At 72.0% G+C, this 14,870-nt stretch carries 15 protein-coding genes and 2 pseudogenes; 10 read left to right on the top strand and 7 right to left on the bottom strand.

Annotated elements, in window-relative coordinates; translation table 11 throughout:
• The 3 genes from SSNG_RS15435 to SSNG_RS15425 form a co-directional block, all read right to left on the bottom strand.
• The coding region (locus tag SSNG_RS15435) for a DUF5667 domain-containing protein (RefSeq protein WP_042803573.1) at window positions 1–863 on the bottom strand (863 nt) is incomplete at its 3' end.
• 232 nt (window positions 864–1,095) lie between these two features.
• Entirely contained in the window at window positions 1,096–1,902 is an 807-nt protein-coding gene (locus SSNG_RS15430; protein ID WP_007264773.1) for an ECF subfamily RNA polymerase sigma factor, BldN family, read from the bottom strand.
• Between the two features lie 342 nt (window positions 1,903–2,244).
• On the bottom strand, window positions 2,245–3,276 hold the full coding sequence (locus SSNG_RS15425) for an HAD-IB family hydrolase (RefSeq protein WP_007264772.1): 1,032 nt from the start codon (window positions 3,274–3,276) through the stop codon (window positions 2,245–2,247).
• A gap of 99 nt (window positions 3,277–3,375) precedes the next feature.
• Between SSNG_RS15425 and SSNG_RS15420 the strand changes: the two genes are divergently transcribed.
• From SSNG_RS15420 to SSNG_RS15385, 8 genes and pseudogenes are all read left to right on the top strand, one after another.
• Window positions 3,376–3,654: a glutaredoxin family protein gene (locus SSNG_RS15420; protein WP_007264771.1), complete on the top strand. Its 279-nt coding sequence runs from the start codon at window positions 3,376–3,378 to the stop codon at window positions 3,652–3,654.
• 273 nt (window positions 3,655–3,927) lie between these two features.
• Window positions 3,928–4,764 carry a redox-sensing transcriptional repressor Rex gene (locus tag SSNG_RS15415; RefSeq protein WP_007264770.1) on the top strand — a complete coding sequence of 279 codons (837 nt, stop codon included), beginning with the start codon at window positions 3,928–3,930 and terminating at the stop codon, window positions 4,762–4,764.
• Window positions 4,761–5,588 (top strand): annotated as a pseudogene (gene hemA / locus SSNG_RS45280) (glutamyl-tRNA reductase); the annotation flags it as partial. The gene SSNG_RS15415 and the pseudogene hemA, both read left to right, overlap by 4 nt.
• 472 nt (window positions 5,589–6,060) lie before the next feature.
• Window positions 6,061–6,672, top strand: a pseudogene (locus SSNG_RS45275) (glutamyl-tRNA reductase); the annotation flags it as partial.
• The gene (hemC, locus tag SSNG_RS15400) at window positions 6,669–7,637 is read left to right on the top strand and encodes a hydroxymethylbilane synthase (RefSeq protein WP_007264767.1); all 969 of its coding nucleotides are present in this window, start codon (window positions 6,669–6,671) and stop codon (window positions 7,635–7,637) included. The pseudogene SSNG_RS45275 and the gene hemC, both read left to right, overlap by 4 nt.
• On the top strand, window positions 7,634–9,262 hold the full coding sequence (locus tag SSNG_RS15395; RefSeq protein WP_007264766.1) for a uroporphyrinogen-III synthase: 1,629 nt from the start codon (window positions 7,634–7,636) through the stop codon (window positions 9,260–9,262). The genes hemC and SSNG_RS15395 overlap by 4 nt, the downstream gene beginning before the upstream one ends.
• Before the next feature lie 195 nt (window positions 9,263–9,457).
• On the top strand, window positions 9,458–10,459 hold the full coding sequence (gene hemB, locus SSNG_RS15390) for a porphobilinogen synthase (RefSeq protein ID WP_007264765.1): 1,002 nt from the start codon (window positions 9,458–9,460) through the stop codon (window positions 10,457–10,459).
• A gap of 69 nt (window positions 10,460–10,528) precedes the next feature.
• Complete coding sequence (locus tag SSNG_RS15385) at window positions 10,529–10,801, top strand: DUF1876 domain-containing protein (RefSeq protein WP_007264764.1); 273 nt, start codon at window positions 10,529–10,531, stop codon at window positions 10,799–10,801.
• 62 nt (window positions 10,802–10,863) lie between these two features.
• Here the strand turns inward: SSNG_RS15385 and SSNG_RS15380 are convergent, their stop codons facing one another.
• Together SSNG_RS15380 and SSNG_RS15375 are read right to left on the bottom strand one after the other, a co-directional pair.
• Complete coding sequence (locus SSNG_RS15380; protein ID WP_007264763.1) at window positions 10,864–11,610, bottom strand: ABC transporter permease; 747 nt, start codon at window positions 11,608–11,610, stop codon at window positions 10,864–10,866.
• The gene (locus SSNG_RS15375) at window positions 11,607–12,527 is read right to left on the bottom strand and encodes a daunorubicin resistance protein DrrA family ABC transporter ATP-binding protein (protein ID WP_007264762.1); all 921 of its coding nucleotides are present in this window, start codon (window positions 12,525–12,527) and stop codon (window positions 11,607–11,609) included. Before SSNG_RS15375 ends, SSNG_RS15380 begins: the two co-directional genes overlap by 4 nt.
• 94 nt (window positions 12,528–12,621) lie before the next feature.
• On the opposite strand from SSNG_RS15375, the gene SSNG_RS15370 reads away from it, so the two are divergent.
• Together SSNG_RS15370 and SSNG_RS15365 are read left to right on the top strand one after the other, a co-directional pair.
• The gene (locus SSNG_RS15370; protein WP_241695060.1) at window positions 12,622–13,398 is read left to right on the top strand and encodes a TetR/AcrR family transcriptional regulator; all 777 of its coding nucleotides are present in this window, start codon (window positions 12,622–12,624) and stop codon (window positions 13,396–13,398) included.
• Window positions 13,399–13,446: 48 nt separating this feature from the next.
• Window positions 13,447–13,719, top strand: coding sequence for a DUF1876 domain-containing protein (locus SSNG_RS15365; protein WP_042803571.1), 273 nt, complete (start codon window positions 13,447–13,449; stop codon window positions 13,717–13,719).
• On the opposite strand, the gene SSNG_RS15360 is transcribed toward SSNG_RS15365, so the two are convergent.
• On the bottom strand, window positions 13,709–13,948 hold the full coding sequence (locus SSNG_RS15360) for a DUF397 domain-containing protein (protein WP_007264759.1): 240 nt from the start codon (window positions 13,946–13,948) through the stop codon (window positions 13,709–13,711). The two genes, SSNG_RS15365 and SSNG_RS15360, sit on opposite strands and share 11 nt — an antisense overlap.
• Window positions 13,945–14,769 (bottom strand): helix-turn-helix transcriptional regulator, encoded by an 825-nt coding sequence (locus SSNG_RS15355; protein WP_007264758.1) that lies wholly within the window; start codon window positions 14,767–14,769, stop codon window positions 13,945–13,947. The genes SSNG_RS15360 and SSNG_RS15355 overlap by 4 nt, the downstream gene beginning before the upstream one ends.
• Between the last annotated feature and the right edge of the window lie 101 nt (window positions 14,770–14,870).

Below are 14,870 nucleotides of genomic sequence, written 5' to 3'. Positions count from 1 at the left end.
GGCGCCACCTCGTCGTCTATGGCCTGGAAGACCGAGGTCACCTGGTCGCCCACGTCCATCAGCTGCGGCGGCAGGTTGGACCGGAGCCGCCCCCACGCGTCGCGGTGGGAGTTGGAGAACGAGGACAGGGTCTGGATCGGCCCGAGCGAGCCGTCCCGCTTGTAGGCCGCCTGGAGCAGCCGGTGGCCCTCGGCAGCGTCGTGCTGCATGCCTGCCAGGGCCCGCCGGATCTCGCCGAGGACCTCGTGGTCCAGAGGTCCGGAGCGGCCGCGTTCCATCAGCCGGCGCGCTTCCGACAGGCGGTTCGAGGCCCGGTCGAGGTAGACCTCGCCCCGGTCCGCGCCGTCGTCGGCCATGCCCAGCTTGAGGTCCTCCATACCCAGCTTGACCGGGTAGAGGGGATCACCGGGCAGGGCGTCGGTGCTGGCAGCGGCCACTCCGCTGAAGGCCCCTGCGGCCACACCCACGGTGAGGCCCCCCGCTGCGATGCCCTTGGACCAGCGGGAGCGGGGCCGCAATTTCCGGAGCGAGGTCGCCCGGTGGGCGCCGCGGCCGGTCCGCTGCTCGGGCACCAGAGGGTCCGCGGCGGCACCGCCCCCGGCCCTCTCCTCCTTCACCATGGCCTCCATGGCGGCGACGAGCTGTGCTCGTTGCACCACTTTGACCTCGGGGTCCAGCACCGGGCGCGGCATTTCGCCGAGCACGCTCGCCAGGGCCAACAACCGGTCGTGGTCGGCGGATTCGGCAGGTGCCTCGGACTGCTCGGCCGCCGGGTCCGGTTCCGAAAGAGCGGACGGGGTCCGATCCTCCAGGGCCTGGGCGAAGGCGTTCGCCCGCCGGTGCGGAGTCACGTTCGCGATCACTGGCGGCACCTCCTCTCGTCATGACGATCGACTCCCCAAGGTGTCCGGAAGGTTGCCTTCCTTGAGCACATCCACACTTTCGGGTGAGCGGCTTCGGGCAGGGCTTGTCCACAGGGAGCCTGCATTCCGCACAACGAGCGGCGCGGCACTTGGGTTACGGACGAAGGATGATCGGACCACAGCGTCATCGAGGGGTCACCGGTAGTGGGGTCGTCTTGTGTGCGGGAGCGGGTCAGCGGGCGTCGTCCGGCAGCAGGCGGGCCAGGGTGCGGACCGCCCGGTACTGGAGCGTCTTGATGGCCCCTTCGTTCTTGCCCATCACCCGGGCGGTCTCGGCGACCGAGAGGCCCTGGAGGAAGCGCAAGGTGACGCACTCCTGCTGCTGGGGGTTCAGTTTCCGCACGGCTTCGAGCAGGGCCGCGTTGGAGAGGGACTCCAGGACGGAGTCCTCGGGGCTGCGCTCCACCTCGTTGGCGTCGAGCATCTCGCCGGTGGTGACCTCCAGCCGGAAGCGGCTGGACTTGAAGTGGTCCGCCACCAGGTTCCGGGCGATGGTCACCAGCCAGGCGCCGAAGTCGCGGCCCTGCCAGGTGAAGGTGGAGATGCGGCGCAGCGCGCGCAGGAAGGTCTCGCTGGTGAGATCCTCCGCGGTCGCCTTGCCGCCGACGCGGTAGTAGATGTAGCGGTACACCGTGTCGCTGTACTGGTCGTAGAGGCGGCCGAAGGCCTCCGCCTCGCCGGCCTGGGCGCGTTCGACCAGGTCCATCATGCGGGCCTGGTCGCTGTCCGCCGTGGGGCGGCGGGCGGTGGGCGTGCTGGTGCCGGCCGCGGCGGCGGAGCCCGCGCGACCGCGTCTGCCCACGGTCGCCCCGCCGTCCGTCAGGGCGTAGCAGGGGCCGGCCGGGCCGAGGCCGGCAGGGACCGCGGCGGCGAAGGCGGGGACGGCGTACGCGGTGGGGACGAAGCCGCGCAGGTGGTCGAGGACCGTCGCGCGCAGCGTAGCCAGGCCCGAGGCGTCAACCCCGACAGGTGGGTACACGGGACTCCCAGAGGCAGAGCTTCCATCACGTGCAGTGCGGGACCGTTCACCCGTCGTGGGGACGGATGGGCGGTGGCATGCGTTTGAGGAGAATAACGCTTCGTACAGGCAGCGCTACACCCAGTTGCCTAAATCACCGGTTCCGACACTTCTGTTGCGTGTCCAGGGCATATTCAGGCCTGGTTGGTGATCGATTCCTGATCGCTTGGATGCACCGAATGGAACGCTACCACGGTGGCTCGCGACCGAATCGGGCAGGCCGGAGTGCCGCGCCGACGGTAGCGGGTAGAGGGGAGCGAATGACCGCCGGGCGGCCCGCGGGAGGGCGGGGGCCCGGCGTTGCTACTTGCGGCGCCGGTGGAGGGCGACGGCGGCGGCCGCGCCGCCCGCGAGGGCGCCGACTCCGGCGGCGGCCGGGACGCCGACCTTCACGGCCTTGCGGCCGGTCCGATAGTCGCGCAGCCGCCAGTCGTTGGCCCGGGCATGCTTGCGCAGTTTTGTGTCGGGATTGATCGCGTACGGATGTCCGACCAGGGACAGCATCGGGATGTCGTTGTGCGAATCGCTGTACGCGGCGCAGCGTTCGAGGTCGAGGTCCTCGGCGGCGGCCAGCGCGCGCACCGCCTCCGCCTTCGCGGGGCCGTGCAGCGGCTCGCCGACCAGGCGCCCGGTGTAGACCCCGTCCACGGACTCGGCGACGGTGCCCAGGGCGCCGGTCAGGCCGAGCCGGCGGGCGATGATCGTGGCCGTCTCGACGGGGGCGGCGGTCACCAGCCACACCTTCTGGCCGGCGTCGAGGTGGGCCTGGGCCAGGGCGCGGGTGCCCGGCCAGATCCGCTCCGCCATGTACTCGTCGTAGATCTCCTCGCCGATGGCCATGAGTTCGGAGACCTTGTGGCCCTTGACGATGGACAGGGCGCTGTCGCGCGCGTCCTGCATGTGCTCGGGGTCCTCGACCCCGGCGAGCCGGAACCAGGCCTGCTGCCAGGCGAAGCGGGCCAGTTCGCGGCGGCGGAAGAACTCGCGCTTGTAGAGGCCGCGGCCGAAGTGGAAGATCGCGGCGCCCTGCATGACGGTGTTGTCGAGGTCGAAGAAGGCGGCGGCGAGGTCGTCGCCGTGGACCGGGAACTCCGGCTCGGCGGGCTCCGGCTCCGCGGCTCCGGCGGCGGCCGCGGTGTCGGGGGCGTCGGCCCCGGCGGCTTCCCCGGGTGCGGGCGCAGGCGCGGTCTCCGGTGCGCCGGCCGCCTCGTCGGGGGCGTGTGGCGCGCCGGCCTGCGCGGTCTTGCGGGCGGCCTCGGCCGAGGCCTCGCCTGCCAGCACGCTCCGCGCCGTCGCGGAGCGCCTACGGGGGGTGAGCCATCCCAGAGCGGCCATGACGCGAGCATAGCCATTGTGTTCGGGAGTTCCCGAACCGCCGGGAAACGGAGCGGTTAACTCTTCGGGCATGCCGGGCAGGCGCGGGACAATGGCGGCATGAGCCCTTTGCTGCGCCGTAAGGAAAAGAAGCGTCCCGAAGAGCGGATGGTGACGCTCATCGGGAAGCCCGGGTGCCACCTCTGTGACGACGCCCAGGAAGTGATCGAGAAGGTCTGCGCCGAGACGGGCGCACAGTGGGAGAAGAAGGACATCTCGCAGGACGAGGAGCTCTACCGGCTGCACTGGGAGCAGATCCCGGTGGTGCTGGTCGACGGTGAACAGCACACCTTCTGGAGGGTGAACCCTGACCGGCTGCGTCGGGCATTGGGAACCTGACCGTTTCGCCCGTTACCATCGTGGGCGATTTATGGGTACTCGGGGGCGTATCGGTGAGGAGTGTGTACCGTTTTGCCCCCCTCGGGATTTGAACGGGTTCGGCCCGTTCCCGGCCCGGGCCCCACCTGCCCAGCCCGCGTGACCCCGGTCACTTTGCTCGGACAAAGCGGACACAATCTTTGTGCACGCGTTCACAAAGACATAGCCTGCATTCGACGGGGCGGTCCTGGGACAAGAGGCCGCCTGCAGCCCCGCTCATCCCGCAGGAGCATCGTGGCAACTGGCCGAACTCACCGACCGGCGACCCGCAGCCGAGGTATTCCCGAGGCCACTGTCGCCCGGCTTCCGCTGTACTTGCGCGCACTCACCGCGCTCTCCGAGCGATCGGTGCCCACGGTGTCCTCCGAGGAGCTCGCGGCCGCCGCCGGAGTCAACTCCGCGAAGCTGCGCAAGGACTTCTCCTACCTCGGCTCCTACGGCACGCGCGGCGTCGGCTACGACGTCGAGTACCTCGTCTACCAGATCTCCCGCGAGCTCGGCCTCACCCAGGACTGGCCGGTCGTCATCGTCGGCATCGGCAACCTCGGCGCCGCCCTGGCCAACTACGGCGGTTTCGCGTCGCGCGGCTTCCGCGTGGCCGCGCTGATCGACGCCGACCCGGCCATGGCCGGCAAGCCGGTGGCCGGCATGCCCGTGCAGCACACCGATGATCTGGAGAAGATCATCGAGGAGAACGGCGTCTCCATCGGCGTCATCGCCACGCCCGCGGGCGCGGCCCAGCAGGTCAGCGAGCGGCTGATCGCCGCCGGTGTGACCTCCATCCTGAACTTCGCGCCGACCGTGCTGTCCGTGCCCGAGGGCGTGGACGTGCGCAAGGTCGACCTGTCCATCGAGCTCCAGATCCTGGCGTTCCACGAGCAGCGCAAGGCCGGCGAGGGCTCCGGCGGCGCCGGCGCGGACGTGGACGCCGACACCGAGCCCGGCGGGGACGCCGCCGCGGGCGCCGCGCCCGTCGCCGCCGTCGAGCCGCCGGCCGGACGGGCCGCCGCGGCCGCCGCCGCGCGCAAGGCCGGTCCCGAGGGTGACGTGCCGGCGGTGATGCCGGCATGAGTCTGCTCGTCGTAGGCCTGAGCCACCGCAGCGCGCCGGTGAGCGTGCTGGAGCGGGCCTCGCTGTCCGCCGACGCCAAGGTCAAGCTGCTGCACGACACCCTGGCCGCCGAGCCGGCGGCCGAGGCGACCGTGCTGGCCACGTGCAACCGCATCGAGCTCTACGCCGACGTGGAGAAGTTCCACGCGGGCGTCGCCGAGCTGTCCACGCTGCTGGCCCAGCACAGCGGGGTCGCGCTGGAGGAGCTCACCCCCTACCTGTACGTGCACTACGAGGACCGGGCGGTGCACCACCTGTTCTCGGTGGCGTGCGGGCTGGACTCGATGGTCGTCGGCGAGGGCCAGATCCTCGGCCAGATCAAGGACGCGCTGGCGCTGGGGCAGGAGCTCCACACGGCGGGCCGGCTGATCAACGACCTCTTCCAGCAGGCGCTGCGGGTCGGCAAGCGGGCGCACTCGGAGACCGGGATCGACCGGGCCGGGCAGTCACTGGTGACCTTCGGTCTGGAGCAGCTCGCGGTGCACCAGCCGGTGGGGGAGTGGGCCGCCGGGAAGCGGGCGCTGGTGATCGGCGCCGGGTCGATGTCCTCGCTGGCGGCGGCGACGCTCGCGCGGGTGGGTGTCGCCGAGGTGGTCGTGGCGAACCGGACCGCGGAGCGGGCGGAGCGTCTTGCGGAGATTTTGGTTGCCTCGGGCACTGGTGTCGCCGCGCGGGCGGTTCCGATGTCCGCCGTCGCGGGGGAGCTCGCGCGGGTGGACGTGGTCGTGTCCTGTACCGGGGCCACCGGGCTGGTGCTGACCGGGGACGACGTTACGGCGGCCCTCGCTTCTCATAAAAAGCCCTGCTGGGCTGTCCCCCACCCTCCCCCAGACTCCGTCCGGGGGGACCCCCACTTCCACCGTTCCCCGAGGCTCCGCCCCGGACCCCGCTTCCTGGAGGCTCCGCCCCCAGACGCCCGCGCCTCAAACGCCGGCGGGGCTGGATAGCGGGGCTGCGCCCCAGGCCTCCGGGCCGGCGCTGGCCGAGGGCCTCGTCCCTGCGGGTGCCGGGGCCGTGGCCGCGGCAGTCGTGCCCCAGACGGTGGCCGACGGCGTCGTTGACGCCGAGGTCGTCGCCCGGCTTGCCGCTGCCGCGCAGAGCGGGCGGCGGATCGCCGACGCGGGGGCCGTGCGGACGATCACCGCGCCCGCGCCCGTCGAGGGCGACGGGTGTCCCGTCGGGCTCGACGCGCCGGCTGACGGGTCCCTGCCCGCCGGCGGCGGCCGCTCCGCGCTGGCCGGGGTCGACGCCGGGTCGCTCGAACTGCACGGGGCCTGGGCCGATCAGGGTGAGGCCGCCGCGCAGCGGCAGCCGCGCCGGGCGGCCCGGGCGCTGGCCGACGGGGCCGTTCCCGTACGGCTGGCGCTGCTGGACCTGGCCATGCCCCGGGACATCGACGCCGCCGTGCACCGGCTGCCCGGCGTGCGGCTCGTCGACATCGAGAGCCTCGCGGAGGCGTCCGCGGACGCGCCGATGGCCGCCGACGTCGACGCCGTGCGCGGGATCGTGGCCGGGGAAGTGGCCGCGTTCGGCGCCGCGCAGCGGGCCGCGCACATCACGCCCACCGTCGTCGCCCTGCGGGCGATGGCCGCCGAGGTCGTCGCCATGGAGGTGGCACGGCTCGACGGGCGGGTACCGGATCTCGACGAGCGGCAGCGCGCGGAGGTCACCCAGACCGTGCGCCGCGTCGTCGACAAACTCCTCCACGCGCCGACCGTGCGCGTCAAGCAGCTCGCGAGCGAGCCCGGCGGCGCCGGGTACGCGGAGGCGCTGCGTGAACTCTTCGACCTCGACCCTCAGACGGTGGCATCCGTCAGCCGGGCGGACGCGGCCGATCCGAAGAACGACGACCCAGGACGGGCATCATGAACACACGTCCCGACCAGCCCCTCAGGCTCGGCACGCGGCGCAGCAAGCTGGCCATGTCCCAGTCCGGGCACGTCGCCGAGGCGGTACGGGCGATCACCGGCCGGCCCGTCGAGCTCGTGGAGATCACGACCTACGGTGACGTGTCCCGCGAGAACCTCGCGCAGATCGGCGGCACCGGCGTGTTCGTCACGGCGCTGCGCGACGCGCTGGTGCGCGGCGAGGTCGACTTCGCCGTGCACTCGCTGAAGGACCTGCCGACGGCGCAGCCCGACGAGCTGGTCATCGCGGCCATGCCGAAGCGCGAGGACCCGCGCGACGCGCTGGTGGCCCGCGACGGCCTGACCTTCGAGCAGCTGCCCGACGGGGCCCGCGTGGGTACCGGTTCGCCGCGCCGCATGGCGCAGCTGAACGCGTACGCCCGCAGCCTGGGCAAGTCCGTCGAGACCGTCGCGATCCGCGGCAACGTCGACACCCGGATCGGTTTCGTGCGCTCCGGCGAGCTCGACGCGGTCGTGCTGGCCGCGGCCGGCCTGAACCGGATCGGGCGGGCCGACGAGGCGACCGACCTGCTGTCGGTCGACAACGTCCTGCCCGCGCCCGGCCAGGGTGCCCTGGCCGTGGAGTGCCTCGCCTCCGACGCGGACCTCATCTCCGCGCTCGGCCGGCTCGACGACCCGCACACGCGGGCCGCCGTGACCGCGGAGCGTGCGCTCCTCGCCGCCCTGGAGGCCGGGTGCAGCGCACCCGTGGGCGCGCTCGCCGACCTTCTGGCCGACGGGCAGATTGTCAATGAAATGCGCCTGCGTGGTGTCGTCGGGACCCTCGACGGTTCGACGCTGGTGCAGCTGTCCACCACCGGTCCCGTGCCCCAGTCGTACGACGAGGCCATGGCGCTCGGCCGCGAACTCGCGGACGAGATGCTGGCCAAGGGCGCGGCCGGTCTGATGGGGGAGCGATCCCTTTGAACCCCTCAAGCCCCACCACCTCCCCCTTCGCGGGCGTAGCCGCCCCCGGGCTCGTCACCTTCCTCGGTGCGGGTCCGGGCGACCCGGGTCTGCTGACGCTGCGCGCCGTGGAGGCGCTCGCTGCCGCGGACGTACTGATCGCGGAGCCCGAGGTGCTAGAGGTCGTACGGACCCATGCGCGGGCGGGCGTCGACACGCCGCAGCTGACGGTCGCTGACGAGATGTCAGTCGCCGCCGGTGTCCCGGCGATCCGTACTCCGTCGACCGCCGCGGACGTTGCCAATCTTGTCATGGAGGCCGCGCGCTCCGGCAGGCGGGTCGTCCGTGCGGTGACGGGCGACCCCGGACTGGAGGGGAACGCGGCCGAGGAGATGCTCGCCTGCGCCCACCAGGGGATCCCGTTCGAGGTGGTGCCCGGTGTGGCGACCGCCGTCGGCGTGCCCGCGTACGCGGGTGTTCCGCTGCGCGGGGAGCAGGGCGCGGACGTGCGGTTCGTGGACGCCCGGCACGCCTCGGCGCGCTGCTGGAGCGAGGTCGGCACGAGCGACTGCGGTGTCGTGGTGTCCGCGACGCTGGAGACGGTTGCCGGCGCGGCCGCCGAGCTGGTGGCGGCCGGCCGCAAGCCGGAGACGCCGCTGACGGTGACCGTGGGCGGTACGACGACCCGGCAGCGGACCTGGAGCGCGACGCTGGGCACGATCGCCCAGGTGTTCAAGCAGGGCAAGGTGCTCCCCTCGCCCGAGGGTTCGCGGCCGGTCATAGCCGTGGTCGGTGAGCAGGGTGCCGCGGCGCGGCGCGAGGAGCTGGCCTGGTTCGAGTCGAAGCCGCTGTTCGGCTGGCGGGTCCTCGTACCGCGTACGAAGGAGCAGGCCGCTTCGCTCTCCGACCAGCTGCGTTCGTACGGTGCGGTGCCGCACGAGGTGCCGACCATCGCGGTGGAGCCGCCGCGCACCCCGCAGCAGATGGAGCGGGCGGTCAAGGGCCTGGTGACGGGCCGCTACGAGTGGATCGCCTTCACCTCGGTGAACGCCGTCAAGGCGGTGCGGGAGAAGTTCGAGGAGTACGGGCTCGACGCGCGTGCCTTCGCGGGCATCAAGGTCGCCGCGGTGGGCGAGCAGACGGCGGCGGCGCTGGTGGAGTTCGGTGTGAAGCCGGACCTGGTGCCGAGCGGTGAGCAGTCGGCCGCCGGGCTGCTGGAGGACTGGCCGCCGTACGACCCGGTCTTCGACCCGATCGACCGCGTCTTCCTGCCGCGTGCCGACATCGCCACGGAGACGCTGGTGGCCGGGCTGATAGAGCTGGGCTGGGAGGTCGACGACGTCACGGCGTACCGGACCGTGCGGGCTTCGCCGCCGCCGGCGGACACGCGTGAGGCGATCAAGGGCGGCGGTTTCGACGCCGTTCTCTTCACGTCGTCGAGCACCGTCCGCAACCCTGGTCGGCATCGCCGGCAAGCCGCACAACGTGACCGTCATCGCCTGTATCGGGCCGGCGACGGCCAAGACGGCGGAGGAGCACGGCCTGCGCGTGGACGTGCTGTCGCCGGAGCCGAGCGTGGGCAAGCTGGCGGAGGCGCTGGCGGCGTACGGGGAGGCGCGCCGGGAGGCGGCCAAGGCGGCCGGTGAGGTGGTGGCCCGCCCGAGCGAGCGGCGGCCGGGCGCGCGCCGGCGTCGCGCGACGTGAGGTTAGCGGCCGGAGGGGCCCGGGTGCGGCGCACGCCCCGGGCCCCTTCGGCGTTTCCGGGGCCGGTCCCCGGGCGGGCGGCGGACGGCCTCTAGGCTGGGGGCGACTGCTGTCGAAGCTCGAAGAGGCGACTGAAGATGAGCGCGTACGGATCCTTCCCCGGCTCGCGGCCCCGCCGGCTGCGCACCACCCCGGCGATGCGGCGGATGGTCGCGGAGTACCGGCTGCACCCCTCGGACCTGATCCTTCCGGCGTTCGTGCGTGAGGGAATCAGCGAGCCGCTGGCGATCTCGGCGATGCCGGGCGTGGTGCAGCACACCCGGGACACGCTGCGGAAGGCCGCCGTGGAGGCGGTCGAGGCGGGCGTCGCGGGGATCATGCTCTTCGGTGTTCCGGCGGACGAGAACAAGGACGCGCTGGGTACGGCGGGCACGGAGCCGGACGGCATCCTCCAGGTCGCGATCCGCGACGTGAGGGCGGAGGTCGGCGACGACCTGGTGATCATGTCGGACCTGTGCCTGGACGAGTACACCGACCACGGCCACTGCGGGGTCCTGGACGAGCACGGCCGCGTCGACAACGACGCGACGCTGGAGCGGTACGCGGAGATGGCGCAGGTCCAGGCCGACGCGGGCGTCCACGTGGTGGGTCCGAGCGGGATGATGGACGGCCAGGTCGGCGTGATCCGTGATGCGCTGGACGAGACGGGCCACGAGGACGTGGCGGTCCTGGCCTACACGGCGAAGTACTCCTCCGCCTTCTACGGGCCCTTCCGCGAGGCCGTCGCCTCCTCCCTCCAGGGCGACCGCAAGACGTACCAGCAGGACCCGGCGAACGCCCGCGAGTCGCTGCGGGAGCTGGCGCTGGACCTGGAGGAGGGCGCCGACATGGTCATGGTGAAGCCGGCCGGCCCCTACCTGGACATCCTGCACCGGGTCGCCGAGGCCGTGGACGTGCCGGTGGCGGCGTACCAGATCAGCGGCGAGTACGCGATGGTCGAGGCGGCCGCGGAGAAGGGCTGGATCGAGCGCGACCGGGCGATCATGGAGACCCTCCTCGGCATCAAGCGGGCGGGCGCGGACACGATCCTGACGTACTGGGCGACCGAGGTCGCGGGCTGGCTCCGCGCCGAGCGCTGACGCGCGGGTGCGGGCCGGGCGGGGCGGGCGCACCCTGGAGGGGTAGTCCGACCGTGGAGGTGATCCCGCATGGCCACGCTCGCCGGGTGGCACGTGGAGCTGGAGTTCGACGAGGACGGTCACCGCACGGGTGCGGCGGCCATGCTCAGGCTCGGTGACGGCTGCGAGATGAGGGCGCGCGGCTACGCCATGCGCCATCCCTCCGACCCGGAGCAGTTGCGGGTCGGGGAGGAGATCGCGGGCGCGCGGGCGCTGATGGACCTCGCGTCGCAGCTCCTGCAGAAGGCGCACACGGAGATCGACGAGGTCTCGGGCAAGCACTCGTACCCGCTGACCCGCTGACCGCTCCGGTCCGCCGCGAAGGGGCCCGTGCCGGGTGATCCGGCGCGGGCCCCCGGGCGTGTTCAGCGGGTGCGGTGGCGGAACAGGGCCGCCGCGAGGGTGAGCGCCAGGGCGGTGATCCCCGCGCACCAGGCGAGGGCCGTCCACGGGGTGCTGCCGGCGGGCTGGTCCAGCAGCAGGGCCCGCAGCGATTCGATGACCGGGGTCAGCGGCTGGTGTCCGGCGAAGCCGTGCAGCCAGGACGGCATGGTGTCGATCGGGACGAAGGCGCTGGAGGGGTAGGGCAGGAACATCATCAGGAAGGTGAACCCGCCTGCCGCCTCGGGGGACTTGGCGAGCAGCCCCAGCGCCGCGGCGAGCCAGGAGATCGCGGTGATGTACGCGACGAGCAGCCCGGCGGCGGCGAGCAGGGCGAGCGGCCCGCCGGAGGGCCGGAAGCCGATGGCGAGGGCGACCAGCAGCACCAGGGTGGTGGAGAGCAGGTTGCGTACGACCGAGGCGGCGACGTGCCCGGCGAGGACGGCCACGCCCCCGACGTCGAGGGAGCGCAGGCGGTCGACGATGCCCTTGCTCATGTCGTCGGCCACGCTCACGGCGGTGCTCGCCGCACCGAAGCCGGCGCACAGCAGCATGGCCCCCGGGACCACGTAGGTCACGTACTCGGTGCCGGTGTCGATGGCCCCGCCGAAGAAGTAGACGAAGATCAGCATCAGCATGACCGGCAGCATCAGGGCAGCGATCAGCGCGTCCGGGCTGCGCCGGCTGATGCGCAGGCTGCGCCCGGCCATGGTGAGGGCGGTGGCGGTCATCGGGAGGCTCCCGTCAGGGCGAGGAAGACGTCGTCGAGGCTCGTGCTGCGCACGGTGAAGCGGCCGACGGCGGTCCGGTCGGGGTCGAGTTCGTCGAGCAGGGCCCGCACGTGGGCGGCGGAGCCGTCGGTGGAGAGGCCGAGGGTCAGCTCGTCGGGGGCGTGGTGCACGGCGCGGGCGGCGAGGGCCTCGTAGGCGCGGCGGCTGGTGAGGGTGAGGTCGAGGCGGTGCCCGGCGACCCTCGTCTTCAGCTCGGCGGGGGTGCCCTCGGCGGCGATCCGCCCCGCGTCGAGGACGGTGACGCGGTCGGCGAGCCGGTCGGCCTCCTCCAGGTACTGGGTGGTGAGCAGGACGGTGGTGCCGTCGGCGCGCATCTCCCGTACGACGTCCCAGAGTTCGAGGCGGCTGCGCGGGTCGAGTCCGGTGGTGGGCTCGTCCAGGAAGAGCACCTCGGGCCGGCCGACGAGGCTGGCGGCGAGGTCCAGGCGGCGCCGTATCCCGCCGGAGTAGGTCTTGGTGAGCGTGCCCGCGACCTCGGTCAGGCCGAAGCGCTCCAGGAGCTCGGCGGCCCGGTCGCGGGCGTCGCGGGCGGAGAGCCCGGTGAGCCGGCCGGTCATGCGGAGGGTCTCGGCGCCGGTCTGGAGGTCGTCGAGGGCGGCGAACTGCCCGGTGAGCGCGATCCGTTCGCGTACGAGGGCCCGGGCGCCGGCGATGTCGTGCCCGGCGACGCGCGCGGTCCCCGAGTCGGGTGCGGTGAGGGTGGCGAGGATGCGGACGGTGGTGGTCTTGCCCGCCCCGTTGGGGCCGAGGAGGGCGAGGACGGAGCCGCGGGGGACGGCCAGGTCGAGGCCGTCGAGGACGCGGGTGCCGCCGTAGGACTTGGTCAGGGCACGGGCGTACAGGGCGTGGTCGTTCACGGGTCGTCCCTTCTGCGTATGGGCTACGCGCTTCTGTGTAAGTAATACACAGAACTAGGATGTGGGTCAACGAGACGAGAGGGGAGGGGTGGCCGTGGCGAAGGACGAACCGGATGAAACCGGGCTCCCGGTGAGCCTGCAGATGGCCTGGGGCCTGCGCGAACGCCCCGGCAAGGGACCCCGCCCCACCCTCACCCTGGCGAAGATCGTCGACGCGGCCGTCGCCCTGGCCGCCGGAGAGGGCATGGACGCCGTCTCCATGGGTCGGGTGGCCAAGGAGCTGGGCGTCTCGACGATGTCCCTCTACCGCTACGTCACGGCGAAGGAGGAGCTGTACATCCTGATGTCCGAGGCGGGAGTCGGCACCCCGCCGGATCCTCCGGAGGGCGAGGGGGTACGCGGCTGGCGCGAGCTCCTGACAGACTGGGCGTACGCGCAGCGCACCCTGCTGATGACGAAGCCGTGGATCCTGCGCATCCCGCTCACGGCCCCGCCGGCCTCACCGAACCAGCTGGCCTGGATGGAACGCGGCCTCGCCGCCATGGCGGGCACGGCCCTGGAGGAGGGCGAGAAGCTGTCGGCGATCATCCTGATCGGGGGCCTCGTACGGAACGAGGCGACGATGGCCGCCGACATGATGGACGCGATCCTCAAGGGCGGCGTCGCCCCCGACCAGGTCATTGGCCGCTACGTGAAGACGTTGAACCTGCTCACCGCCCCGGACACCCACCCCGCCCTGACCCGCCTGCTGTCCTCGGGCGCCTTCGCCGGCTCGGGCGAGCCCGACTTCCAGTTCCGCTTCGGCCTGGACCGCATCCTCGACGGCCTGGCGGGCCTGATCGCTGAGCGCGAGGCCCCACCGAGCGCGTAGCCGCGTACGGGTGCACGCTGGAAAGCAGCGGCCACGGAGGTGATCGTCATGAAGGATGCCGTCGGATGGCATGTCGACGTGAAGTTCGATGAAGACAGTGAACGCACCCGCGCCGCCGCCCTCGTCCGCCTGCCGGACGGGAGCGAGCTGCGCTCGCACGGCTACGCCAGCCGTCACCCGAGCGACGCTAATCAGCCCCGGGTGGGCGAGGAGCTCGCGGCGGCGCGCGCGCTCAACGATCTGAAGGAGCAGTTGCTGACCAAGGCGCACGACGAGATCGACGGGGCGTCGGGACGCACGTCCTACCCGATCACGCGCTGACCCAGCCGGTGAGCGCCGCCCAGCTGGCGGGCCCGAGGTCGAGGACGGGGCCGTCCTCGACCTTGGAGTCCCGGACGTGGACGGTGGCGGGGGTGGTGGCGACCTCGACGCAGTTGCCGCCGTTGCTTCCGCTGTAGCTGGACTTCCGCCAGTTGAAGGCCACTTCCAGGCACTGGCCGCCTTCGTCTCCGCTGTAGCTGGACTTGAACCACTCCAGTGTGGTGCTCATAGCTCTCCTAGCAAGCGGTCCAACAGGCCTCGCGTCTGCTCGGTGTTGAGGGCCTGGGTTCGCAGCATTGCATACTTCCGCGCGAGGATGCTGACCTCATCCAGGTCGGAGATGAGACGACTTCCGCGCTGGCTCTCCGTGTAGCCAAAGTGCTGGTGGTCGGGGGTTTCCAGGAGCGTGAAGGGACCGTTGAGACCCGCGTGGACCGGCTGCTCCAGCGGCATCACCTGGATGGAAATGTCCGGGAGTTCCGTGCAGGCGATGAGGTGGTGCAGGAGGTTTTCGTACACCTCCGTGCCGCCGATGCGGTGGCGAACGCTGGGCTCCCAGATCACGAAGCTCATCGTCGGTGGGGTGCTGCGGTGCAGTATTTCCTGCCGCGACAGGCGCTTGGCAGTCAGAGCCTCGATCTCGCTCTCCGGATGGGCCGGCACACGGCACCTGAAGACCGCCCGGGCATAGTCCTCGGTCTGGAGCAGGCCTGGTACGACCTGGTTGTCGTACCAGGACAGGGTGATCGCCGTGCGCTCGTGGTCCATGTACTCCTCGGCCCACGGTGGGGTCACGTCCACTGCGGGCATCTCCTGAGCAGCCACGACCAGCAGCCCGGGCAGACTCAGGTGCTGGTCCAGTAGCTCGGCGATATGAGGCATCAGGGCCCGTCGGCCTTGCTCGATGGAGCCGATGGTCTCCTCATCGAGCTGGACCAGCGCAGCAAGCTGCCTCTGCGTCAAATTCTTGGCGATCCTGGCAGCGGCCACCATCTTGCCGACCATCTTCATTGACGTCGCATTGGGCCGCAGGCGCTTCTTCGGTGGCATGACAGCGGACTCCCCACCTGAGCATGTGTATTACCCCGTGCCGACCCGTACTCATCACGGAGTACGGGTCGACACACTGCATCAGGCTAGTCACGCACCGC

Source organism: Streptomyces sp. C, assembly GCF_000158895.1.
Lineage (GTDB): Bacteria > Actinomycetota > Actinomycetes > Streptomycetales > Streptomycetaceae > Streptomyces > Streptomyces racemochromogenes.
Note: the sequence above shows the minus strand (reverse complement) of the source record. Positions and strands in the feature narration are given on the sequence as shown.

Coding starts and splice junctions, on each gene's coding strand:
- SSNG_RS15355 (WP_007264758.1), bottom strand. CDS start 14,769: ATGCCACCGAAGAAGCGCCTGCGGCCCAATGCGACGTCAATGAAGATG.
- SSNG_RS15365 (WP_042803571.1), top strand. CDS start 13,447: ATGAAGGATGCCGTCGGATGGCATGTCGACGTGAAGTTCGATGAAGAC.
- SSNG_RS15385 (WP_007264764.1), top strand. CDS start 10,529: ATGGCCACGCTCGCCGGGTGGCACGTGGAGCTGGAGTTCGACGAGGAC.
- SSNG_RS15420 (WP_007264771.1), top strand. CDS start 3,376: ATGAGCCCTTTGCTGCGCCGTAAGGAAAAGAAGCGTCCCGAAGAGCGG.
- hemC (WP_007264767.1), top strand. CDS start 6,669: ATGAACACACGTCCCGACCAGCCCCTCAGGCTCGGCACGCGGCGCAGC.
- SSNG_RS15360 (WP_007264759.1), bottom strand. CDS start 13,948: ATGAGCACCACACTGGAGTGGTTCAAGTCCAGCTACAGCGGAGACGAA.
- SSNG_RS15425 (WP_007264772.1), bottom strand. CDS start 3,276: ATGGCCGCTCTGGGATGGCTCACCCCCCGTAGGCGCTCCGCGACGGCG.
- hemB (WP_007264765.1), top strand. CDS start 9,458: ATGAGCGCGTACGGATCCTTCCCCGGCTCGCGGCCCCGCCGGCTGCGC.
- SSNG_RS15380 (WP_007264763.1), bottom strand. CDS start 11,610: ATGACCGCCACCGCCCTCACCATGGCCGGGCGCAGCCTGCGCATCAGC.